Annotated in this window: 19 protein-coding genes; 13 read left to right on the top strand and 6 right to left on the bottom strand. The window is 54.1% G+C overall.

All coding sequences use genetic code 11. The features are described 5' to 3' along the window. A partial coding sequence (locus IGQ16_RS09700) for a pyruvate kinase (RefSeq protein WP_297061268.1) occupies positions 1-735 on the bottom strand: 735 nt, incomplete at its 3' end. A gap of 149 nt (positions 736-884) precedes the next feature. On the opposite strand from IGQ16_RS09700, the gene IGQ16_RS09695 reads away from it, so the two are divergent. The 3 genes from IGQ16_RS09695 to IGQ16_RS09685 are packed head-to-tail and all read left to right on the top strand — an operon-like array spanning position 885 to position 5,309. Further along, on the top strand, positions 885-2,609 hold the full coding sequence (locus IGQ16_RS09695; protein WP_297061265.1) for an ABC transporter permease subunit: 1,725 nt from the start codon (positions 885-887) through the stop codon (positions 2,607-2,609). Between the two features lie 19 nt (positions 2,610-2,628). Further along, the gene (locus tag IGQ16_RS09690) at positions 2,629-3,768 is read left to right on the top strand and encodes an anhydro-N-acetylmuramic acid kinase (RefSeq protein ID WP_041428972.1); all 1,140 of its coding nucleotides are present in this window, start codon (positions 2,629-2,631) and stop codon (positions 3,766-3,768) included. Further along, on the top strand, positions 3,765-5,309 hold the full coding sequence (locus IGQ16_RS09685; RefSeq protein ID WP_297061259.1) for an NAD(P)H-hydrate dehydratase: 1,545 nt from the start codon (positions 3,765-3,767) through the stop codon (positions 5,307-5,309). Before IGQ16_RS09690 ends, IGQ16_RS09685 begins: the two co-directional genes overlap by 4 nt. Here IGQ16_RS09685 and gatB read toward each other — a convergent pair. Then, positions 5,265-6,785 (bottom strand): Asp-tRNA(Asn)/Glu-tRNA(Gln) amidotransferase subunit GatB, encoded by a 1,521-nt coding sequence (gatB, locus tag IGQ16_RS09680; protein WP_297061278.1) that lies wholly within the window; start codon positions 6,783-6,785, stop codon positions 5,265-5,267. The genes IGQ16_RS09685 and gatB overlap by 45 nt on opposite strands. A 128-nt stretch (positions 6,786-6,913) precedes the next feature. Then, positions 6,914-8,062: a citrate synthase gene (locus tag IGQ16_RS09675; protein WP_297061256.1), complete on the bottom strand. Its 1,149-nt coding sequence runs from the start codon at positions 8,060-8,062 to the stop codon at positions 6,914-6,916. Between the two features lie 198 nt (positions 8,063-8,260). Between IGQ16_RS09675 and bchB the strand changes: the two genes are divergently transcribed. The 10 genes from bchB to IGQ16_RS09625 all read left to right on the top strand — a co-directional run bounded on the left by bchB (position 8,261) and on the right by IGQ16_RS09625 (position 21,357). Then, complete coding sequence (gene bchB / locus IGQ16_RS09670; RefSeq protein WP_297061253.1) at positions 8,261-9,787, top strand: ferredoxin:protochlorophyllide reductase (ATP-dependent) subunit B; 1,527 nt, start codon at positions 8,261-8,263, stop codon at positions 9,785-9,787. Between the two features lie 83 nt (positions 9,788-9,870). After that, positions 9,871-10,251, top strand: a complete 381-nt coding sequence (locus IGQ16_RS09665; protein WP_024124215.1) for a hypothetical protein — start codon at positions 9,871-9,873, stop codon at positions 10,249-10,251. Positions 10,252-10,316: 65 nt separating this feature from the next. Further along, complete coding sequence (gene ahcY, locus IGQ16_RS09660) at positions 10,317-11,591, top strand: adenosylhomocysteinase (protein WP_367116127.1); 1,275 nt, start codon at positions 10,317-10,319, stop codon at positions 11,589-11,591. A 372-nt stretch (positions 11,592-11,963) separates the two neighbouring features. Then, complete coding sequence (locus IGQ16_RS09655; RefSeq protein WP_024124217.1) at positions 11,964-13,523, top strand: ferredoxin--nitrite reductase; 1,560 nt, start codon at positions 11,964-11,966, stop codon at positions 13,521-13,523. Between the two features lie 73 nt (positions 13,524-13,596). Then, entirely contained in the window at positions 13,597-14,916 is a 1,320-nt protein-coding gene (locus IGQ16_RS09650; RefSeq protein WP_297061250.1) for a CmpA/NrtA family ABC transporter substrate-binding protein, read from the top strand. Between the two features lie 25 nt (positions 14,917-14,941). Then, positions 14,942-15,787 carry a nitrate ABC transporter permease gene (gene ntrB, locus IGQ16_RS09645; protein ID WP_297061247.1) on the top strand — a complete coding sequence of 282 codons (846 nt, stop codon included), beginning with the start codon at positions 14,942-14,944 and terminating at the stop codon, positions 15,785-15,787. 63 nt (positions 15,788-15,850) lie between these two features. After that, the gene (locus IGQ16_RS09640) at positions 15,851-17,845 is read left to right on the top strand and encodes a nitrate ABC transporter ATP-binding protein (RefSeq protein ID WP_297061245.1); all 1,995 of its coding nucleotides are present in this window, start codon (positions 15,851-15,853) and stop codon (positions 17,843-17,845) included. Between the two features lie 28 nt (positions 17,846-17,873). Then, positions 17,874-18,689 carry a nitrate ABC transporter ATP-binding protein gene (locus IGQ16_RS09635; RefSeq protein WP_297061242.1) on the top strand — a complete coding sequence of 272 codons (816 nt, stop codon included), beginning with the start codon at positions 17,874-17,876 and terminating at the stop codon, positions 18,687-18,689. Positions 18,690-18,696: 7 nt separating this feature from the next. Beyond that, entirely contained in the window at positions 18,697-20,868 is a 2,172-nt protein-coding gene (locus tag IGQ16_RS09630; protein ID WP_297061239.1) for a molybdopterin oxidoreductase family protein, read from the top strand. A gap of 33 nt (positions 20,869-20,901) precedes the next feature. After that, positions 20,902-21,357 (top strand): nitrate reductase associated protein, encoded by a 456-nt coding sequence (locus IGQ16_RS09625; protein WP_297061236.1) that lies wholly within the window; start codon positions 20,902-20,904, stop codon positions 21,355-21,357. Positions 21,358-21,476: 119 nt separating this feature from the next. On the opposite strand, the gene IGQ16_RS09620 is transcribed toward IGQ16_RS09625, so the two are convergent. From IGQ16_RS09620 to IGQ16_RS09610, 3 genes are all read right to left on the bottom strand, one after another. Beyond that, positions 21,477-22,529, bottom strand: coding sequence for an anthranilate phosphoribosyltransferase family protein (locus IGQ16_RS09620; RefSeq protein WP_297061234.1), 1,053 nt, complete (start codon positions 22,527-22,529; stop codon positions 21,477-21,479). Continuing rightward, the gene (locus tag IGQ16_RS09615) at positions 22,510-23,421 is read right to left on the bottom strand and encodes a LysR family transcriptional regulator (RefSeq protein WP_024124225.1); all 912 of its coding nucleotides are present in this window, start codon (positions 23,419-23,421) and stop codon (positions 22,510-22,512) included. Before IGQ16_RS09615 ends, IGQ16_RS09620 begins: the two co-directional genes overlap by 20 nt. 208 nt (positions 23,422-23,629) lie before the next feature. Then, positions 23,630-24,076, bottom strand: coding sequence for a molybdenum cofactor biosynthesis protein MoaE (locus IGQ16_RS09610; protein ID WP_024124226.1), 447 nt, complete (start codon positions 24,074-24,076; stop codon positions 23,630-23,632). Positions 24,077-24,082: the final 6 nt, after the last annotated feature.

Raw genomic sequence — 24,082 nt, 5'->3', positions numbered from 1 at the left:
ATCGCCTCGGGCAACCATAATCGCATCGGCTACCCCCAAAATGGCTGCGAGATTTTCCACCGCTTGGGGTTTCTCAATTTTTGCCAGTACGGGCATATCACCGGCACCGTGAGCCGCTAAGTACTGCCGCAACTCCCAGAGATCCTCAGCTCGGCGCACAAAACTCAAGGCGATAATATCAACCCCCTGGGCAATACCAAATTGAATATCCTGCTTATCTTTGTCTGTGAGGGAAGGCAACCGCAGATTGAGATCCGGTAGGTTCACCCCCTTCCGGCTTTTGAGGGTGCCCCCCTGCACCACCCGGCAAGTGACCCGATCTCCCTCAATGGCCTCGACCACTAATTCCAAAAGACCATCATCCAAAAGCACCTGCATTCCCGGCTGCGCCTCTTCGGCAAGGTAAGGATAATCAATGCCAATGCCCTGCGTCTTTTCCTTAGTCAGCGGCACGAGGTGGACTTGCTCCCCTTCCACTAATTCAATCTTCCCTTTAGGAAGCTGGCCGACACGAATCTTAGGACCTTGCAAATCTTGCAGTAGCGTCAGGGGGGTTGCTTCTTCATTGGCCACTTGTCGCAGCAGAGCAATAGTTTCGGCATGATCTTTGTAGTCACCGTGGGAGAAATTTAACCGTGCCACATTCATGCCACCGGCCAGCATCTGCTGAATCACTTCCCGCGATCGACTGGTAGGGCCAATGGTAGCGACAATTTTGGTGCGACGCAAAAGCATAGGAGCGGGGGGCTAACTTAATGCTCTCCTAAATCTTAGACATAGGTCAGGGAATTCAGTGGTGTCCTGGCTTGCATTCACTACTAACTTTTACGGCTACAGGGATGTGGCTATAATTTGCCTCGTGGAGATAACCGCTGGAGGCCGCGATGGCACGCCCCCTTACCCCCGATAATCAAACACTGAATCGTGCTTGGACCTGGCAAGATGGTCTGATTATTTTGGCCTTGATTGCCCTGATCTTTTGGATTGTCAGCACAGCGGCTCAGTTTACAGGACGCTATGACCCCACAATCACCATTGAGCTGAGTCCGGCGGTCTTGCCAAGTTACACTGCTCAGACGCTGCTGCGGATGCTCATTGCCTACATTATTTCCTTGGTCTTTAGCATCCTCTATTCCTATATCGCCTACTATAACCGCACTGCTGAAAAAATCCTGCTGCCCCTGCTGGATATTCTGCAATCGATTCCCGTGCTGTCATTTTTGCCGGGGGTGGTGCTGGCCCTCATTGCTCTCTTTCCGGGGAGCCGTATGGGCGTAGAACTGGCAGCTATTATCCTCATCTACACGGGGATGGCTTGGAACATGACGTTTAGCTTTTACCAGTCTTTGACTAGCGTGCCCCAGGAGCTGCGGGAGGTAGCAAAAATTTATCGCTTGGGGTGGTGGCAGCAGGTGTGGACGCTAGATTTACCGGCGGGCGCCATTGGCCTGATCTGGAATAGTGTGATGTCGGTGGCTGGCGGCTGGTTTTTCCTGATGGCGATCGAGTCCTTTACCATTGGCGAGAAAACCTTTACGTTGCCAGGGTTAGGCTCCTATCTGGCGGAAGCAGCCAACCAACAGGATTATGCCGCTTTGATCTACGGCTTGGCAGTTCTGATTGGAGTCATCATCATTATTGATATTTTGGTGTGGCGCCCTCTGATTGCCTGGGGCGAAAAATTCAAGATGGAAATAGTCGAGGCGGAGAATGTTCCTAAATCCTTCGTTCTTGATTTTCTGCGGCGATCGCCAACGTTGCGAGCCTTCCACCAAAACCTCTTTGCCCCCCTCTGGGAACAACTAGATGAGCAGTTGCGCCCCAAACACCCCCGTCAATCCTTCACACCCCAGAATCGCCAAGGTAACTGGCCGATCACCCTCATCATTTTGCTGATTTCTGTTGTGTTCGTGGGTTGGGGGGCGATCGCCTTTCTGCAGCAAATGTTCAAGGTGAGTTGGCAACAATGGCAGCAAATTACTCTGGGGGCAGTACTGACAACCCTGAGGGTAATGACGTCACTCATTCTCTCGCTACTGTGGACGGTGCCTGTGGGGGTGGCGATCGGTCGCAATCCGCGTGCTGCTCAAATCTTGCAACCCATTGTTCAAATTGCAGCATCGGTGCCGGCCACGGCTTTGTTTCCAGTTCTGCTGTTGGCCCTGGCCAATGTAGGCGGGGGCTTGGAGATTGGGTCTGTGGCGCTGATGATGCTGGGCACGATGTGGTACATCCTCTTTAATGTGATTGCCGGTGCCCAAGCGATTCCCACAGAATTATTCGAAGCAGCGGTGGTCTATCAACTCCCTTGGTGGCAGCGGTGGCGCACGCTAATCTTACCCGGAATTTTTCCCTATTTGATTACGGGCATCATTACCGCTGTGGGGGGAGCTTGGAATTCCAGCATCGTCAGTGAATATGTGGAATTTCAAAATCAAACGGCGCAAACCCTTGGCTTGGGGGCCACCATTTCCGAGGCTAGCGTTCGGGGAGATTTTCCGCTACTGATGGCAGCAACGGCGGTGATGTCGTTATTGGTGGTTTTGACCAACCGCCTGGTTTGGCGCCCCCTCTACCGCTTGGCGGAAACAAAATATCAACTGTTGTAATCAACTGCTGGGGGGGCAGATGATGCGTGTCATTGGCCTGATGAGCGGAACCTCTGTCGATGGCATTGACGCGGTGTTAGTGGAGCTACAGGGGGGCGATCGCGACCTTCAGGTAACGGTGCTAAATTTTTGTACGGTGCCCTATCCAGACGCCCTGCGGCAACGTATTCTTGAGGTTTGTGGTGCGAAATCCTTGACCCTGGCTGAGTTGGCGGCGTTGGATGAGGCGATCGCCGCGGCCTTCGCCCATGCGGCGCAAACGGTTCAACAGGGCTATCCACGGGCAGAGCTGATTGGCTCCCACGGTCAAACGGTCTTTCATCGCCCCCCCGCGGGCGATCGCCTAGGCTACAGCCTGCAACTGGGACGGGGGGATTGGATTGCTTGGAGTACAGGCATGACCACCATTGCCAACTTTCGCGCCCAGGATATTGCCTTGGGTGGTCAGGGGGCGCCCCTTGTGCCGCGGGTGGATTGGTGTCTGCTGGGTCATCCCACGGAAGTCCGTTGTGTGCAAAACATCGGTGGGATCGGCAATGTCACCTACTTGCCCTCTCAGCTTGAGGATCCTGAGGGGAAAGGGGTCATGGGCTGGGATACCGGTCCCGGCAATATGCTGCTTGATCTGGCCGTAACGGAGTTATCGGGCGGTGAATTGACCTATGATGCTGATGGCACATGGGCACGGCAGGGCAAAATTATCGAGCCCCTGGTGGAGCAGTGGCTGCAGGACCCCTTTTTTCAGCAGTCGCCTCCGAAGTCCACTGGCCGCGAATACTTTGGTCTACCCTTTTGGCAACGGTGCCGCGCCGATGCCACGGGTTTGGCACCTGCGGATATTCTAGCGACGCTAACGGAATTTACAGCTCGCAGTATGGTTGAAAGCTATGGCCAATTTTTGCCCCAAAAACCACAGCGGATCTTGCTCTGTGGCGGCGGTGCCCACAATGGATTCCTCAGGGAGCGCCTTCAAGTGCATTTAGGAGAAATTCCCCTGGAAACCACGGCGACGGCTGGCCTACCAGTGGATGCAAAGGAGGCGATCGCCTTCGCCATTTTGGCCTACTGGCATGAGTTGGGCCTGCCGGGCAATTTGCCCCAGGTCACGGGGGCGCGCCAAGCAGTTCCCTTGGGTCAACGTTGGCTGGGACAGCGATGAAACCGACATTTCCAGCGATTGTCACCACTGCGGAAATGCAGGCAATTGAGGGGGCAATGTTCGATGCCGGCTTCCCCATTCCTGCCCTAATGGAAAAGGTGGGGCAGCGATTGAGTCACTATCTGCGGGAGCATTTTCCAACCTCCCAGTATCCCTGCGTGGCGGTCTTGGCAGGGCCTGGTCACAATGGCGGCGATGCCCTGGTGGTGGCGCGGGAACTCTGGCACCGCGGCTATCGGGTGAAACTCTGGCAGCCCTTTGAGCGGCTCAAGCCCCTGACGGCGGATCATGCCCGCTATGCTCGCTTTCTGGGTCTGCCCTTTGTGGAGAGAGTGGAGGCGTTGCAGGAAGTTGACCTGGTTGTGGATGGTCTCTTTGGTTTTGGCCTAGAGCGGGAACTGACAGGTGAACTGGCCCATGCCATTAATCAGATCAACACTTGGGGGCAACCGCGGCTGAGCATTGATGTCCCCTCGGGGCTACACAGTGATACGGGGGTAGTGTTGGGCACCGCAATTCAGGCCGATCGCACCCTCTGTTTAGGACTCTGGAAGCGGGGGCTACTGGTGGAGGAGGCACAACCTTGGGTGGGACAGGGTGTCTTAATCCCCTTTGATATTCCCTCAGTAGTGATTGAAACAGCCTTGGCTACTGCGCCTCGGCGATATTGCCTGGATGCTTCCTGTTGGCAAGCATTGCCCCTGTCGCGATCGCCTATTACCCACAAGTATCAGCAGGGTCAGCTTTTACTCATTGGCGGCTCTGCCCAGTTTGGTGGCAGTATTCTCCTCAGTGCCCTAGCCGCCCGCTGTACGGGTGTGGGAATGCTCGTGGTGGCGGTGCCCCAATCCCTGAAGTCCCTTGTGCTATCACGAGTCCCCGATGCCATTGTTGTCGGCTGTCCCGAAACAGCTAGGGGGGCGATCGCCCGCTTGTCCGAGAGCCTAGAGTTAGGGAAATTTTCCGCCATTGCCTGTGGGCCGGGGCTAACCCCTGAGGCAGGCTCAGTGGTGGAAACAGTGCTCAGGGCAGGGAAATCCCTCCTCCTGGATGCAGATGCTCTGAACATCTTAGCGACCCTCTCCCCATGGCCGCTGCCCAGGGGCACAATCTTGACCCCCCATTATGGTGAATTTCGACGGCTCTTTCCTGACCTTGTCAGCGCCGGGGGCGATCGCCTTGATCAAGTGATTGCAGCCGCTAGTCGTAGCAACGCCATTGTGCTTCTCAAGGGGGCACGGACGGCCATTGCCTCTTCGAGCGGTGACCTCTGGATCAACCCCCACAGTACTCCTGCCCTTGCCCGGGGCGGCAGTGGCGATGTGCTCACTGGACTCATTGGCGGCCTTTTGGCACAGCAGGAGGCGCTTAGAGCAACCTATGGGGGTGTTTGGTGGCATGCCCAGGCAGCCCTTGCAGCGGAACAACAGGCGACCTCCCTAGGGGTTTATCCCGAACAGTTGATTGCTCACCTGTTGCCGACACTGCGCCGCGCCCTAGCTGCCAGGGTTGAGCTTTTTAGCCAAGAGTTGATTTGCTAGCTTCGGATCGGCACGCCCGCCACTTTTTTTCATCAGTTGGCCAACAAAGAAGCCTTGAAGTTTGGTCTTGCCAGCGCGGTATTGCTCCAGTTCATTGGGATGTGCTGCCAGTACCTCATCAATCATTGCCTCTAGGGTGGCAACATCAGAAATTTGGCTGAGGCCTTTGCGCTCCACAAGGGTTTTTGGAGAACCCCCTTGGGAAAGTAATTCGGGCAAGATCTCCTTGGCAATTTTGCCACTAATGGTGCCCGCCTCAATGAGTTGGATCAACTCCGCCAATGCCGCCGGTTGCAGGGGTAGTGCCTCGATCGCCAGTTTTTGTTCCTTGAGATAGGCGGTAATATCCCCCATGATCCAGTTGGCCGCTAATTTTGGGGGTGCCCCTGCGACAACGGTTGCCTCAAAGTATTCAGCAACGGCTCGCTCATCGGTGAGAACGCGGGCATCCTGCGGCGGTAATCCCCACTCAGATTCATAGCGGTGGCGTTTTTGGGCAGGGAGTTCGGGCAGCTCAGCGCGCCATGCCGCCAGTTGCTCAGCACTGACCTCAATAGGTCCGAGATCGGGTTCAGGAAAGTAGCGATAGTCACTGGAGCCTTCCTTGACCCGCATGGTTCGCGTTTCTTGCGTGGCCTCATCCCAGAGCCGGGTTTCTTGAACGATGGGTTCCCCCGCTTTGAGGGCAGCCACTTGTCGCTCAATTTCATAGTCAATGGCACGTTGGATGGCACTAAAGGAGTTCATGTTTTTAATCTCCACCTTTGTGCCAAAGGTCTTGCTGCCCACTGGCCGCACGGAGATATTGACATCACAGCGCAGCGAGCCCTCCTGCATATTGCCATCACAAACCCCCAAGTAACGAAGAATGCGCCGCAGTTCTTGGGCATATTCTGCCGCCTCTTGACCGGTGCGCAGATCTGGCTCGGAGACAATCTCCACAAGGGGCACCCCTGCTCGATTCAAGTCCACTAGGGAGTAAGTGGAGCCAGACAGGCGATCGCTCCCCGCATGCACCAACTTGCCGGCATCTTCCTCCATGTGCAGGCGAGTAATGCCAATTTTTTTACGGCGGGGCATCCCCTTGTCGTCCACCAGTTCAATCTCCAGATAGCCATGCTGGGCAATGGGCAGATCGTACTGCGAGATTTGATAGTTCTTCGGCAAGTCGGGATAAAAATACTGCTTGCGATCGAACTTGCTGTAGGGGGCAATCTGACAATTGAGGGCTAAACCTGCCTTTACGGCATACTCGAGAACCTTTTCATTCAACACAGGGAGCGTCCCCGGCAAACCCAAACACACTGGATCAATGTTGGTATTTGGGGGTGCTCCAAACTGGGTCGAGCTAGAGGAGAAAATTTTTGTTTGGGTACTTAGTTGGCAGTGAATCTCTAGGCCAATCACCGCCTCGTAGGTGAAACTAGCAGCATCTACAGGGGGGGGTTCAGGGGCAACGGTTGCTGCCTGCTGCATCGGGGTTGATTGAGTGGCTTGCGACGCTTTTGATGCTTGCCGTTGATTTGATTTTGCCTTTGCCATCAGAAACTCCACAGGGGTACCGTCACTATAAAGCAGCTTAGTCAGGAATTGCAGATCAAGAGTTAGGGGCGATGATTCCGTTCCTCCATGGGCACATAGGGCTGATTGTGAGCACCCGTATAGACTTGGGTGGGGCGATAGATACGGTTGGCCTCCAGTTGTTCCTTCCAGTGGGCTAGCCAACCGGCGACGCGGGCGATCGCAAACACCGGCGTAAACAAATCACTGGGAATTCCCAACCGCCGATAGACAAGACCAGAGTAAAAGTCTACATTGGGATAAATTCCCTTGTAGCTGAGGTATTCGCCCACCACTTCCTCCAGTTTCAGGGCAATGTCGTAGTAGCGATCGCCGCCGAACTTATCAAACAACTGCTCCGCCAACTTTTGCAAAATCGTGGCGCGGGGATCTTTGACCTTATACACACGGTGGCCAAACCCAGCAATTTTGATCTTATTTTGGATACACTTTTCCACATAGGGACGAACATTCTCGACACTGCCGATTTCTTCGAGCATATTGATCACATCTTCATTGGCGCCCCCGTGGAGTGGCCCTGCCAGCGTACCCACCGCTGAAGCAACCACGGCGTAAGGGTCTGTCAACGTCGAGGCCGTCACCCGCGCCGAGAAGGTAGAGGCATTCATCGTGTGCTCCGCGTGGAGAATCAAGCAAATATCAAATACCCGCGCTGCAAAGGGATCCGGCCGCCGCTCATTCAGCATATAGAGAAAATTGGCCGCATAGTCCAGTTCATCACAGGGCATGACTGGATCATTTCCCTTGCGGATCAGTTGAAAGGCCGCCACCATCGTTGGAATTTTTGCCAGAAGGCGAATCACCGCTGCCCGAATGTACTCTGGATCGTCGAGTGCCCGCCGTGAATAGAACAATCCCAAGGCTCCCGCCGAGGCCTGCAGCGCATCCATGGGGTGGCCACTTTCGGGAAAGCATTTCATCATGTCGCGAATGCGATATTTAACGCGGCGGTGGTAGGTAATATCGTGCTCAAAGGCCGCCAACTCCTCCTTGTTCGGCCAGTAGCCCCAAATCAAGAGAAAGGCGGTTTCCAAAAACGTGCTTTTCTCCGCTAGTTCCTGAATCGGGACACCGCGATACTCAAGAATGCCTGCTTGGCCATCCACATAGCTAATGGCCGATTGAGCAACGGGAATACCGTCAAGACCGGGGCTAAATTCGCAAGCAACCATGCGTGGGTGTCCTTAAAAGGGGCAAACTAAGTTGGAATTGCAGTATTTATCAATTTTACGGGAGAGAGGAAAGATGTTGGTATGTTAAGCGGCTTTCCCACTTCCTTCAAGTTTTGCAACGTGTTGGTGAGCTAGGGAAAGAGCCTCGCTACGATCGCGATCGGACATCAAAACACCTTTGCCCCAGGAGTTGACGCGATGAAACTTGCCTACTGGATGTATGCAGGGCCTGCCCACATTGGTACTCTGCGGATTGCCAGTTCCTTCAAAAATGTTCACAGCATTATGCACGCGCCCCTTGGGGATGACTACTTCAACGTCATGCGATCAATGCTCGAACGAGAGCGCGACTTTACACCTGTCACCGCCAGTATTGTGGACCGCCATGTCTTAGCACGCGGCTCCCAAGAAAAAGTCGTGGACAATATCACCCGCAAAGACACTGAAGAGCACCCTGATTTAATTGTGCTCACCCCCACTTGTACCTCCAGCATTCTGCAAGAAGACTTGCAAAACTTTGTCCAGCGCGCCAGCCTCAGCACGACTGCCGATGTTCTCTTAGCGGATGTCAATCACTATCGCGTCAACGAATTGCAGGCCGCCGATCGCACCCTTGAGCAAATCGTTCAGTTTTATATTGACAAAGCCCGCCGCCAAAGCACCTTAGTGACAAGCAAAACCCCCACCCCTAGCGTCAACATCATCGGCATCACCACCCTCGGCTTCCACAACCAGCACGATTGCCGCGAACTAAAGCAACTGATGGCCGAGCTTGGCATTCAGGTGAATTTGGTGATTCCTGCGGCGGCCAGCGTCCAGGATCTGGCGCGACTCCCCCAAGCGTGGTTTAACCTCGTCCCCTATCGGGAAATTGGTGGCCTCACCGCCCAATACCTAGAAAGGGAATTTGGCCAGCCGAGCGTCCGCATTACGCCAATGGGTGTGGTAGAAACCGCCCGTTGTATCCGTGCCATTCAAGGGGTGCTCAATGCTCAGGGGGCAAATGTGAACTATGAAGCCTTTATCCAGCAGCAAACACAGGAGGTGTCCCAAGCCGCTTGGTTCTCCCGCTCCATTGATTGCCAAAACCTCACTGGTAAAAAGGCGGTTGTTTTTGGGGACAATACCCATGCAGCAGCGATGACAAAAATTCTCAGTCGGGAAATGGGTATCCACGTTGTTTGGGCAGGCACCTACTGTAAATACGACGCCGATTGGTTCCGGGCAGAGGTGGCGGGCTTTTGTGACGAGGTACTGATTACCGATGACCACACAGCGGTTGGGGACGCGATCGCCCGCGTTGAACCTGCTGCTATCTTTGGCACGCAAATGGAACGCCATGTGGGCAAACGCCTCAACATTCCCTGTGGTGTCATTGCTGCCCCCATCCACATCCAAGACTTTCCCGTGGGCTATCGGCCCTTCTTGGGCTACGAGGGCACCAATCAACTGGTAGACTTAATCTACAACTCCTTCACCTTGGGCATGGAAGACCACCTGCTAGAGATTTTTGGTGGCCATGATACCAAGGAAGTGATTCACAAAGGACTCTCCGCCGACTCGGATTTGACATGGACAGCGGATGGGCTAGCGGAATTGAACAAGATTCCGGGCTTTGTGCGCGGCAAGGTAAAGCGCAACACTGAAAAATTTGCTCGCGAACGGGGGATTAGCGAGATTACTGTGGACGTCCTCTACGCCGCCAAAGAAGCCGTGGGGGCTTAAGTCCATCCTCAACCCTGTATGAACCTGACCGTTGCAGCGTATAACAGTTGGCATCTAACCACCAATTGTTATCACCAATTGCTATGGTATTGCTCAAACGCATCATTGCCCTTGCTTTACTGGCAGCAGGGGTGGGCTTTGCGCCGAGTGCCCTTGCCCAGCGGGTACCGCGTTTACGCCAAGGCATGAGTTATGCCGATGTCCGTCAACGTCTCATTGAGCGTGGTTGGCAACCCGTGGTCAATCCAGCAATGGCGAATCCAACAATGACAACACCAACTGTGGCCTATCTGCTCAGTCAGGGCTATAGCGAACTGATGGCCTGCCAACGGGTGGGGGTGGATATCTGCACCTTTCAGTTTCGCAATCGCAAAGGGTATCTTTTGGAAATTGCCACCGTGAATTTGCCCATTGTTCCCGGTGGTACGGTTACCAGTTGGGCCTTGCGGAAGAATTCCCCCTAGGCAATTCTTGCGTATAATGGGGAGCCGTAGCCTTTTTCAGGAACCGCAGTATGGTGTCTTCTCCCATAAAATCTGAAGCCCCTGTTCGTCACGATGTCAAAGACTTGAGCCTTGCCCCTTTAGGGCAGCAACGGATTGAATGGGCCAGTCGGGAAATGCCAGTACTGCGCCAAATTCGCGATCGCTTTGAGAAAGAAAAGCCCTTTGCAGGTATTCGCTTGGCCGCCTGCTGCCATGTGACCACAGAAACCGCTAATCTGGCGATCGCCCTCAAGGCCGGAGGAGCCGATGCAGTGCTCATTGCCAGTAATCCCCTCTCCACCCAAGACGATGTGGCCGCTAGCTTGGTAGTGAACTACGGCATCCCGGTCTTTGCCCAGAAAGGGGAAGACACCACCACCTACAGGCGCCACGTCAACATTGCCCTTGATCACCGCCCCAACATCATCATTGATGACGGCTGTGATGTGGTTGCCACCCTCGTCAAGGAGCGCCAGCACCAGCTCAGCGAGATTATTGGCACCACCGAAGAAACCACCACCGGGATTGTCCGCCTCAAGGCCATGTTCCGCGATGGCGTCCTGACTTTCCCTGCCATTAACGTCAACGATGCTGACACCAAACACTTCTTTGATAACCGCTACGGCACGGGTCAATCCACCCTAGATGGCATTATTCGGGCAACAAACATTCTCCTTGCCGGCAAAACCGTTGTCGTAGCTGGCTATGGCTGGTGCGGTAAAGGGACAGCTCTGCGGGCACGGGGCATGGGTGCCAATGTGATTGTCACCGAAATCGATCCCGTGCGCGCCATTGAAGCGGTTATGGATGGCTTCCGCGTCATGCCCATGCTCGAAGCTGCACCCCTGGGGGATATTTTCATCACCGTGACGGGGAATAAACATGTCATTCGGGCAGAGCACTTTGCCGTCATGAAAGATGGAGCAATGGTTGCTAATTCCGGTCACTTTGACATCGAAATTGACCTCGCCACCCTGAAAACGCTTGCCAAGGAAGTCCGTGTCGTCCGCAACTTCACCGAGGAATACATTCTCCCTAGTGGCAAATCCATCATTGTTTTGGGTGAAGGCCGCCTGATTAACCTTGCGGCTGCCGAAGGCCACCCCGCCAGTGTCATGGATATGAGCTTTGCCAACCAAGCCCTTGGCTGTGAATATCTCGTTAAAAACAAAGGTCACCTGGCTGCCGGCATCCACCCCATTCCTGCAGTAGTGGATCAGGAAATTGCCCGTTTAAAACTCCAAGCCATGGGCATTGCCATTGACACCCTCACCCCTGAACAGGTGGAGTACATGAACTCTTGGACCTCTGGCACTTAGACACACCGGCCGATCCGTAATAATCCGTAATAAAGCATTTTCTGCTGCATCCTCGCTGAATCTATAAGGGTGCAGCTTTTTATTTTTTTCTTGAATGATTGTCAATTTATGATCAGCAATAGCCTGTTTCTAAAAACGGGCTACCTCAACCAATTCAACCAATCTAGTCTTGTCATACATTGATTTTGACTGTTTTAGTTTTTGAGCAGATTTAGCCCCCGCCCTGAATTTAGCGCTAGATACACCCTGAGTATCTTGATGATACGAAAAATGCATATTGAAAAAACAAGTGTAGCAATATTTACAAATATTCACGATTGATGTGGCTAAAGTTAGCTTTCAAAGAACCTATTAAAGACAAGGGCAACAATCGTGAGCAACAAAATCGAAGCCATTAAAAAAGAAAAAGATGGCTTGGCGGTTAAACAGGAGTTAGAAAAGTTTGCAGCCATCGGTTGGGAAAACATTCCTGAAGCCGATCGCGATGTCCGTCTCAAGTGGTTAGGGATTTTCTTTCGTCCCGTCACCCCTGGCAAGTTCATGATGCGGCTGCGGGTGCCCAACGGTATTCTCACCAGTCAGCAACTGCGAACCCTCGGCGAAATTGTGGATCGCTACGGCGAGAACGGCAGCGGTGACATTACCACCCGCCAAAATATTCAGATTCGCGGCCTACCCATTGAGGATATCCCGCAAGTCCTCGAGCAACTCCGCGCCTGTGGCCTCACCTCAGTTCAGTCGGGGATGGACAATGTGCGCAATCTAACTGGCTCCCCCGTGGCGGGCATTGATGCGGCCGAACTCATTGACACCCGCCCCCTACTGATGAAGTTGCAGGCCATGATTACCAACAATGGTCAGGGAAACCCTGAATTTAGCAACTTGCCGCGCAAATTTAACATTGCCATTGAGGGCGGTCGGGATAACTCCGTCCACGCCGAGATTAACGACATTGCCTTTGTACCTGCCTATCGGCAAGGGCGTTTGGGCTTCAACGTCTTGGTGGGGGGTCTCCTCTCTGCCCGCCGGTGCACGGCTGCTGTACCCCTGGATGCATGGGTGCCTCCCGATGAGGCTGTGGTGTACCTCTGCCGTGCCATCCTGGAAATTTTTCGTGACCATGGCCTGCGGGGAAATCGCCAAAAGGCGCGGCTCAGATGGCTCATTGACGAGTGGGGCATGGAAAAATTCCGGGCCGCCGTTGCCGCCAAGCTTCCCTTTGCACTTCTAAGTGCCGCCCCCAAGGATGAAATCGCCTGGGACAAGCAGGATCATTTGGGGGTCCATCGCCAAAAGCAGCGGCGCTTAAACTATGTGGGATTGCACGTTCCCGTGGGGCGGCTCTATGCCCCTGACTTCTGCGAACTAGCCCGGATTGCCCAAGTGTATGGTCAGTCAGAAGTGCGCCTCACGGTGGAGCAAAACGTGATCATTCCCCATGTGACCGATGCCGTTTTGCCGAGCTTGCTGCGGGAACCCCTCCTTGGCAAGTTTCGGCCGGAACCCCCCTCCCTAGAGCGAGCCCTTGTTTCCTGTACTGGCGCACAATTCTGCAACTTCGCCCTCATTGAAACCAAAAATCGTGCCCTTGCCCTTGCCCGCTGGTTAGATCAACAACTGGTACTTGCCCAACCAGTGCGTATTCATTGGACCGGCTGTCCCAACTCCTGTGGTCAACCCCAAGTGGCCGACATTGGCCTCATGGGCACGAAAACCCGCCGCAATGGCGAAACTGTGGATGCCGTGGATTTGTACATGGGCGGCAAGGTTGGTAAGGATGCCAAGCTGGGCACCTGTATCAAAAAAGGGATTCCTTGTGATGAACTGCCTGAAGTACTGCGGCAACTGCTAATTGAGCAATTTGGGGCAAAACCAAGGGGGTTGGAAGTGCCTCCCGTACCCACCCTGGCGGTGGCCATGATGGTTTCCTAACACTGTCTGCATTCTCCGCTATTGACTGCATTGACTCTATTGATTCCCTAAAAACTGAAGGAGTTGTAAATCGATGGCAAATTTTTCGCGGCGTCGCTTTCTGATAACCACTGCCGCCACAGCAGCTGCAACATTAATTTCCCACGCCTGTAGCAACAGCCAGCAAACTAGTGACGTTGTCCAACCCACCACCATAGCAGAAACCCCAGAGGTGACGGGTGCAAAACTTGGCTTTATTGCCCTCACGGACGCGGCTCCTCTAATTATTGCCAAGGAAAAGGGCTTTTTTGCCAAGTACGGGATGCCCGATGTGGAGGTAATTAAGCAGGCCTCCTGGGGCGTGACCCGCGACAACTTGGTCTTGGGTTCTGGCGGAGGCGGCATTGACGGTGCCCATATCCTCACACCGATGCCCTACCTGATGACGGCTGGAACCATTACCGGTGGCAAAAAAGTACCCATGTACATTCTGGCACGGTTAAACACCAATGGTCAGGGGATTCTCTTGGCCAATACTTACAAAGGGCTCGATGTTAGCACCGATAGCAGTCCCCTCAAAGAAGCCTTTGCTAAAGCCCGAGCTGAACGCCGCACCCGCAACCAAGAGGAGAACATCAAAGTTGCGGTAACCTTTCCGGGGGGCACTCACGACCTGTGGATGCGCTACTGGTTGGCTGCCGGTGGCATTGATCCTGAAAAAGACGTGTCTGTAATTGTGGTCCCCCCACCGCAAATGGTAGCCAATCTCAAAACAGGGACGATGGAGGCGTTTTGTGTCGGTGAGCCGTGGCCCTTGCAAACCGTCAATCAGAAGGTGGGTTGGGGGGCCGTTACCACCGGGGAGTTGTGGAAAGACCACCCTGAAAAATCCTTGGCATTGCGCGCGGATTGGGTCGATAAACATCCAAAGGCTACCAAAGCCCTGCTCATGGCGGTTATGGAAGCCCAGCGGTGGTGTGATCAGGATGCAAACAAACCGGAAATGGCACAAATTCTCTCGAAGCGGGAGTGGTTTAAGGTGCCCGTGGAAGACATTTTGGATCGCTCCCTCGGCAAGTTTGATTTTGGCAATGGTCGCACCCTAGAGGATAAGAACCTGATGCAAAAATACTGGCGGGACAATGCTTCCTATCCCTACCAAAGTCATGAGTTGTGGTTCTTGACGGAGGATATACGCTGGGGCTATTTACCGGCGCAGACGGATACCAAAGCCCTAATTCAGCAGGTGAACCGTGAGGATCTATGGCGGGAGGCCGCTAAGGCCATCGGGGTACTGGCAGCGGAAATTCCGACCACCACTTCCCGCGGAGTAGAAACCTTTTTTGATGGGGTCGCCTTTGACCCCCAAAATCCCCAAGCCTATTTGAGTAGTTTGAGTCTGAAGAAAGTTTAGATCTACAGCAGCAGGGTAGACGACAATGGCAATTCGTTCTCTAGGTTTAGGTCAATCTGGGCAACGGCGCTGGGTTAAAAAACTGCAACGATCGCCAGTATTGCGCAAGGTAGTGCTGGGCAGTTTGGGGGTGCTGTGTTTTCTAGTCATTTGGCAGTTTGTCTGTATGACGGGGCTACTGCGCTTACCCAGCCCCCTCAACGTCATTGCCGAAACTTGGGAGCTCATTGTTGATCCCTTCTACAAAGGTAGCGGCACGGATGTAGGGTTGGGGTGGCAAATTCTCTCGAGTCTGCGGCGAGTGGCGATTGGCTTTTCCTTGGCGGCAATCACGGGTGTGGCTCTGGGAATGTTGATTGGCTCTAGCCGGGTGCTCTACGATGCTGTGGATCCCATTTTGCAGGTGTTGCGTCCGGTGCCGCCCCTGGCGTGGTTGCCCATCTCCTTGGCGGCTTTACGGGACAATGAACCGGCAGCAATTTTTGTGATTTTCATTACCGCCATTTGGCCAATTATTATCAACACAATTGTCGGTGTGCAGCAAGTTCCCAAGGATTACAAAAATGTAGCGCGGGTCTTGCGGCTGTCTCGCAAGGAATATTTCCTAAATATTCTGGTGCCCGCAACGGTACCCTATGTGTTTACGGGGCTGCGGATTGGCATCGGGCTATCCTGGTTGGCCATTGTGGCAGCGGAGATGCTCATTGGCGGTGTCGGTATTGGCTTCTTTATTTGGGATGCCTGGAACAGTTCTCTGGTTAGTGAAATTATCGTTGCTGTGATTTATGTCGGCATTGTCGGCTTGGTGCTGGATCGCTCAGTGGCCTTTGTGGGCCGCCTGCTTAGCCACGGTGAAGAGCCGCATTCCTAGCCTCCTCATCTAACTCATCCTCTCCCCTTTTCTCCTACTGTCAAGCATTAGGTTTTTAGCCCTATGGCCAAGTCTTTACCGTTTCTTGAAATTGACCATGTGGATCAGGTCTTTGAACTGCCCGGGGGCGATCGCTACATTGCCCTTAAAAATATCCAACTGGAGGTCCAAAAAGGGGAATTTATCTCCTTGGTGGGGCACTCTGGTTGTGGCAAATCGACACTTCTAAACATTATTGCTGGGTTTCAGCGGGCCACCAGTGGTGGTGTGGTGATGGCCGGGCGGCAGGTGACGGAACCCGGTCCAGATCGCATGGTGGTGTTTCAAAACTATTCCCTGCTGCCTTGGAAAACCGTGTACCAAAATGTGGCCCTGGCAGTGGCGGCGGTGCTGGGGCATTTGAGCAAGGCAGAGCAACGACAGCGGGTAGAGGCGGCCCTAGAACAGGTGCACCTTAGTAAAGCTCGCGAGAAATTCCCCGCCCAACTGTCGGGGGGGATGAAGCAACGGGTGGCGATCGCCCGCGCCTTGGCGATTCAACCGGAGGTACTGCTGCTAGACGAGCCCTTTGGTGCCCTCGATGCTTTGACCCGAGGCTCCTTGCAGGATGAGTTAATGCAGGTGTGCCAAAGCAGCGAAACCACTTGCATTATGGTGACCCATGATGTGGATGAGGCATTGCTCCTCTCAGATCGGGTGGTGCTGCTCACCAATGGCCCTGAAGCCCACATCGGCCAAATTCTGAAAATTCCTTTTGCCCGCCCCCGCAATCGCCATGATGTTTTGAATCATCCCAGCTATTATGGCCTGCGCAATGAGATGATTGCCTTTCTCAATCAGCAGAAACGCCGCCGTTCTTCCTTGGCGGTACCGGCCATTGGGCCAACTACCCCTGGAGAACTGACCCTTGGCTTTATTCCCCTCATGGACAGCGCCCCCCTCATTGTTGCCAAGGAAATGGGCTTTTTTGCCAAGTACAACCTTGACCATGTGACGCTGCACCGTGAAGAAAGCTGGCAAGACTTGGTGATGGGGGTGATCACGGGTCGCTTGACGGGGGGGCAAATGTTGGCGGCAATGCCCTTAGCCATGACCTTGGGGCTAAACGGTCAGCCTTCACAACCGCTGATGACCTCTTTGGTCCTGAGTCGCAATGGCAATGCCATCACCTTTAGTCGCAAGCTCTGGGCACAGGGAGTAAAAACCGCTGAGGACTTGCGAGCCTACATTCAGCGCACCGGCGATCGCCCCTGTTTCGGGGTTGTCCATGCCGCCTCAATGCACAACCTCCTGCTGCGGTACTGGCTTGCCGCCGCAGGCATTGACCCTGACCAAGACGTGGAATTGCTGGTACTGCCCCCGCCGCAAATGGTTTATCACCTCAAGGCCGGTCACATCAGTGGCTTTTGTGTTGGTCAGCCCTGGAACTCCCATGCAGTGCGCGAGGGGATTGGGGTGATTGTTGCTACGGATTTGGATATTTGGCCGGGGCACCCGGAAAAAGTTTTGGGTCTGCGTCCCGACTGGGTGCAGGCCAACCCGCAGCAACACCAGGCACTGATCAAAGCATTGATAGAGGCCTGTGAATATTGCGATACAATCAAGCATCGCCCTGAAATTGCCCAACTGCTTTGTCGGCCAGAGTATGTGGGCTGTACACCGGCGGATGCCTATGCGGGTTTTGTTCAGCCCCTGGAGCGGGGGGAGGGCATAGCTACTGCCTTTCAACCCCGGTTTCACCAGTTCTATGTAGATCGCTCCCCCTTTCCTGGGCGCTTGGAAGCCCTGTGGATCATCACCCAGTTAGCTCGCTGGCAACTCACTCCCTTCCCGAAGAACTGGCTGGAAATCGTCGAACAGGTCTGGCGGGTGGATCTCTTTGGGGCGGCAGCGCGAGCGCTAAGGATGCTAGATAATGAACCGGATTGTTGCCCCTTTGCCCTCTTTGATGGTCTGTTTTTTGATCCCAATGACCCTCTCAGCTACATTGAAGCGACGACCCTCCGCCGTGCTCTCAATATTCAGACGATTGACCTCCAAGCGGTTGTTGCCGTTTAAGTTTTGTTGTCCTTGACGCCGAGAACCTATGGAAACTCTCTATCGCCTTGATCCAAAGCTGACTGCTACCCAACACCTGCGCATTGAAGGGGTGAGCAAGTCTTACCCTAGTGCCAATGGTACCCATGTGGTGCTGGAGAATATTCACCTTGAGGTGCGCAGTGGTGAGTTTGTCTGTTTTATTGGCCATTCTGGCTGTGGCAAAACCACCCTCTTGAACATAGTTGCTGGTTTTACAACCCCCACCCAGGGAGAAGTGAGCCTCAATGGGGTGCCCGTGCGCCGTCCGGGGCCGGATCGCATGATGGTGTTTCAAAATTATGCGCTGCTGCCTTGGTTGACAGCCTACGAAAACGTTGAACTGGCAGTGAAGTCGGTCTATCCCCAGAAGACGCGCCAACACCGTCGCCAAATCGTCGAGGAATACTTGGAACTGGTGGGCCTGACGCCGGCGGCCCACAAACGCCCCGCTCAACTGTCGGGGGGGATGAAGCAACGGGTGGCGATCGCCCGTGCCTTGGCGATTCAACCGGAGGTACTGCTGCTAGACGAGCCCTTTGGTGCCCTCGATGCCATCACGAAGGAAGAGTTGCAGGATGAACTCCTAAAAATTTGGCGCAGCCACCGGCTGACGGTACTTATGATTACCCACGACATTGATGAGGCACTCTACCTTGCGGATCGGGTGGTGATGATGACCAATGGCCCTGCTGCCCACATCGGTGAGATTGTCGAGGTTCCCTTTCCACGCCCCCGCCGGCGATCGCGGCTTCTTGAAAACCCGCAGTACTACGATCTGCGTAACCAGGTGCTTGACTTTCTGTATACTCGCTTTGGGCAATAAGTAAAGTATGCTTACCCCAGTGTCCTCGCTATGTCCTTACTGTGGTGTAGGCTGTGGCCTAGAGGCTGTGCCCCAAGGCAAGGGAGCCTACAAAATTCGTGGCGATCGCCAGCATCCCTCGTCCCAGGGTATGGTCTGTGTGAAGGGGGCAACTATTATGGAAGCCCTTGATCGCGATCGCTTGGCCTATCCCCTCTGGCGGGAGCGACTCGATCACCCCTTTACGGTGATTTCTTGGGATGAAGCCCTGACTCGCCTTGTGAAACGCCTCCAGGGGGTGCGCTGTGAACAGGGAGCCGATGCGATTTGTATGTACGGTTCGGGGCAATTTCAAACCGAGGACTACTACGTGGCACAAAAACTCCTGAAGGGGTGCCTCGGGACCAACAACTTCGATGCTAACTCCCGACTGTGTATGTCCTCGGCGGTCTCAGCCTACACAGCCAGCTTCGGCGCAGATGGTCCCCCCTGTTGCTACGACGATTTGGAGGCCACCGAATGTGCCTTTCTCATTGGCACCAATACCGCTGAGTGCCACCCCATCGTCTTTAACCGCCTGCGCAATCACCACAAGCGAGATGCGGGCGTCAAGCTGATTGTGGTCGACCCACGGCGGACCCCCACAGCGGAAGTCGCGGATCTCCACCTGGCCATCCGCCCAGGCACAGATATTGATTTGCTCCACGGCATTGGTCATCTGCTGCTGGAATGGGGACACGTAGATGCCCAGTTCATTGAAGAGTGTACCGAAGGTTTTGCCGACTATGTGAAGCTCCTGGCGGCCTACCCGCCGCACTGGGTGGCAGAACGCTGTGGCATTGCTCAAGGCGATCTAGAGCAGGCGGCTCGCTATTGGGGTCACGCCCAAGCGGTGCTTTCCCTTTGGTCAATGGGCATTAACCAATCCGCTGAAGGAACAGCTAAAGCTCGCTGTCTGATTAACCTGCACCTGCTGACGGGGCAAATGGGTCGCCCGGGGAGCGGACCCTTTTCACTGACAGGGCAACCCAACGCCATGGGGGGACGCGAAGCCGGCGGTTTGAGCCATTTGTTGCCCGGCTATCGCCAAGTCACCAATCCCCAGCATCGCCAAGAGGTGGAGGATTTTTGGGGACTACCGCGGGGGCAACTTAGCGATCGCCCTGGTCGCACCGCATGGCAAATTGTGGAAGGCTTAGAACGAGGAGAGGTTGGCTTATTGTGGATTGCTGCCACGAATCCTGCGGTCAGTTTTCCCCATTTAGAGCGCGCCAAGGCAGCCTTTCTCAAATCTCCCTTTACTGTCTATCAGGATGCCTACTTTCCCACTGAAACGGCAGCCTATGCGCATCTGATTTTGCCTGCAGCTCAATGGAGCGAGAAAACGGGTGTCATGACCAACTCCGAACGTCGCGTTACCCTTTCCCCCGCCTTTCGCTCGCCCCCCGGTCTTGCTCGACCCGACTGGGAAATTTTTGCTGAGGTGGGTCGCCGCTTGGGGTACGAACGTCTCTTTTCCTTTGCCACTGCCGCTGACGTCTATGCTGAATTTGTCCAACTTACTGCCGGTCGTCCCTGCGATCAATCGGGTCTGAGCCACGAGCGCCTCGCCCGTTTAGGGCCCTTGCAGTGGCCCTGTCCTGTGGGGATGAGCGATGAAGAAGCTCGCAAACCCAAGCGCCTCTATACAGACCGGCGATTTCACACCGCCAATCAACGGGCAGTCTTTTGCCTTGCCCACAGTCAAGGCGTAGCTGAACCCACCGACAAAGTCTATAGATTTACCCTGACCACTGGTCGTCTTTATGGCCACTGGCACACCCAAACCCGCACCGGTCGCATCCCCAAAATTCAAAAAATGCACCCCAATCCCTTTGTGGAAATGCACCCCGAAGATGCCGCCACCTTAGACCTCAAGGAGGGGGATTGGGTAGAAGTGCGATCGCGCCGCGGTCAAGTATGCCTACCCGTAACCATAACCGAAGCCATTCGTCCGGGGACGCTTTTTGTGCCCATGCACTGGGGCTTTCTCTTTGCCAAGAGTGGTGAGGTCAACCAACTTACTCACCCAATTGCCTGTCCAATCTCACAGCAGCCAGAACTCAAAGCCTGTGCCGTGCAGGTGTTGCCCGTAAAATTGCAGCAGAGCCCCCATATCTCCCTGGTGCAGGAAAATGGAATTGCCCTTGAGCAGTCGTAGAATCTAATTCTTTGTGGAGAGCTGTGGTTATCGATGTCTTACTTCTTTGATTTTGAAGCTGAATTTGCATCTTCATTGCGCTGTATACCCATGATTGTCCGCTACAAACTGGATGTGTGTGGGGTTAAGCTCAAGTTGCTCCACTGGTTGCAGCTCTCCCACAAGCAGCGACAATGGCTAGTGGTGACCCCCTGCGATACCCCTGAAGATCAGGCAAACTATCGCCAGCAACTGCGAGATTGGGTGACCAAAAATCATGGCAGTCCCCCCAGTGACTTAGAAATTTCTCAGCCCTACCCTTGGAATATCACCACTAAACTGCCAGAGGTAATTCAACAACAACTGACGAAGGTACCCCACCATAGCCTGACGGTAGAAAAATGGGCGGCCTTGACGCCTCTGCAACGCTTTGCTCTCCTTAAACTCAGCCAGCCGGGTCATGAAAATCGCAATTTTTGGCCAGCGTTACAGGAATTTGGTCTGGTCTGAGGTCTTGGCAAAGTTGCAGTCAGACTGTTTCAGGAAACTATCGGAGCACAGGAGTAAGTCAGGACCCAAGGATGACGCTGTGATGAGTTGGAGTTCAAGCATCGTCAATTGGCAGATCCCTAGAATTTTTCCAAGGTAGTTTGCAACCGATGCAACTGTTGAGCTACAGCACCACTGCAGAGCAATTCACTGCTTAGCGCTATTCCCTCATCCAGACTATTGGCTTTGCCCCCCTGCCACAGGTAAAAGCCACTATTCCAGAGGACAGAGGTGGTCAGGGGCTGCTCCTCTGGCTCTAAAACAGCAGCCATCATCTGGGCAGCGGTTGTTGTGTTCTTTGGCCATGGGACATTCCTGCCGGCCATCCTGTAGTCTTGGGGATGTAGATGCAAGCGCTGCCAAGGGTTATCGCCCTTACGAGCAAGGCCAATAATTGCGGTCCGTTCACGGGGCAAATCACAACTGCCTTCAAGGCCTTTGACGGTGGTAAATTCCTGAATGCCGTGGAGGTGGAGGGCATCGCGCATGATTGTTTCAGTTGGTGGATGGACAAACCCTGCCACGAGGTGGCTTTGACCTTGGTAGGGATTCCAGATTAATTCCAGTGTGGCAATCGGGGGGCGTTTACCAATTTGCTCACGGTAGGGGACTAGTCCTTGGGCAGCAGGAAAGTGTCGCGGCAGGTAGACAAAGCCTAAGTTGGTTTGCGCTAGGCAATGGGCAACTTGCCCTAGGGTAAGTGTCGACCAGTCCACCCCTAGGCATTGCCATAACGTCAGCAGGGGAGTTCCCTCCTTCGTGGGCATGCGATCGCCCCCATGTTGGAGTACTGGTATCCCAGCAGCGGCCAGAACCAGTGCTGTCAAGGGGCTGAGCGGAAAGGTGCGATCGCGACCATCATAGGGCTGACTCAGGATCATGACAGGGCTACTGGTCTCAACGGCAGGAATCTTGGGACCCAGCTTGTTGTATGTGTCGAGCATTCCCGCCATCTCTTCTGGGGTGGGTCGCTTAATCCGATGGGCAATCAGAAACGCCCCAATTTGGGCAGGGGTTGCCACTTGCTCCAGCATCAGTTGCAAAGCTAAGGCTGCCTCAGCGCGGGTTAGGTCTTTATGGGTATGGGCGCCACTGCCAACTTTTTTTAGCAAATCACGAAAGACAAGACTCATGGGCAGCCTGCTCGCGGATCAATTTGAGCAATTGGGCAACAGGAGGTAAGGTCAGGCGATCGCGGGTGGTAATGGCCAACACTTGCCGCGGCGGTGGGGGTGCCGCCAAATCACGAATCACTAGGGTGGGATCCTCGAGAGCTTCCTGGAGAGCTGAGCGCGGTAGCAAAGCCACCATTTCACTTTCGCGAATCACCGCAATAAAAGCCTCAGGAGTGTTGAGTTCTAGGGCAGGTTGCCAAGACAGGCCTCGACGGCTAAATTCTTCGTTGACTAAGCGGCGCATGCCATAGCCGTCTTTGAACACTACATGGGGAAAAGTGGCCAATAGTTGCCATGGCAAGGTTTCGTTAACCGCGAGGGGGTGTTCAGCAGCCATTAGCACTTGCACTGGCTCACTGTAGAGGAGTTCAACTACCCACTCAGACTGTTTTAAAAGGTGGCGATCGCCCATGACAATGGCTAAATCCACTAGTCCGTCTTGGAGAACCTTGAGGGCGCGATCGCTCCCCAGGGCTGTTACTCGCAACTGCATTTTGGGAAACGCTTGGCAAAACGCTGGTAACAGTCCGGGCAAAAAGTAGCGGCAAATGGAGTGAATAGCAGCAATGCAGAGTTCCTGCTGCTGGCCATTTTGCATGGCTTTGAGTTCAGCATTGGCTGCCCGCCACTCTTGGCAAATGCGCTGAGCGCGGTGCAAAAAGAGATCTCCTGCCACTGTCAATTTGACTGGGTTCGAGCGGTGCAAGAGTTGCATCCCAAAACATTGTTCTAAGGCCTGAATTTGCCGACTAATTGTTGGCTGTGTCACTCCACACCGTCGCGCTGCCGCCTGAAAGCTTCCTGTTTCAGCAATAGCCAAAAAGGATTGCAACTGATCCAGTCGCAACATTCCCTCTGTGCCTCAATGGTTTAACCGCCCCCAATGCTATGCGATTCCTACATAGAAAAGGGTATTCAGTGATACAGCTTTGGAAAATTCTCGATTCTGTGTAGCACATCAACCTTCAGAAGGGATAACCTGAGATTTCCTCACTGTTTATGTTTATTTATGTTTATTTGCTGCTGCCATGGGAATGACTTTTCCCGTTAAAGAGGATTTAAAGAGCACTGGAATGGCAATGGTTACGACAAGATACCCAAACCGCTGGCTCATCTAAATAGTATTCCTTTTTCCAAATGGGCAGGCGGTGTTTGATTTCATCAATGATGTAGGCCGCACCAGCAAAGGCTTGTTTGCGATGAGGTGCCGTTACCCCTACCCAGACAGCAATCTCGCCAAGAGTGAGTCTTCCATAGCGATGGCAGGCGATCGCCCCCAGCAAGTCAAATTTCTCAATGGCTTCTGCTAGAACTTGGTCCCCTTCCTTGAGGGCCAAGGCGGGATAGACCTCATATTCTAGGGCAGTGACGATCTTGCCGTGATTGTGATTGCGTACCCAGCCCTCAAAGCTAACAAAGGCACCGGCCCTCAAGCTGGCAAGGGGCTGCCACAGCTGGGCTGGCTCTAGGGGTGTATTAGTTAGAGAAAACTGCTGAATCACCATCGGTTA

Source organism: Thermosynechococcus sp. M3746_W2019_013 (assembly GCF_015296045.1).
In the GTDB taxonomy this organism is placed as follows: domain Bacteria; phylum Cyanobacteriota; class Cyanobacteriia; order Thermosynechococcales; family Thermosynechococcaceae; genus Thermosynechococcus.
The sequence above is the reverse complement of the archived record's forward strand: the minus strand, read 5'-3'. Positions and strand labels throughout refer to the sequence as shown.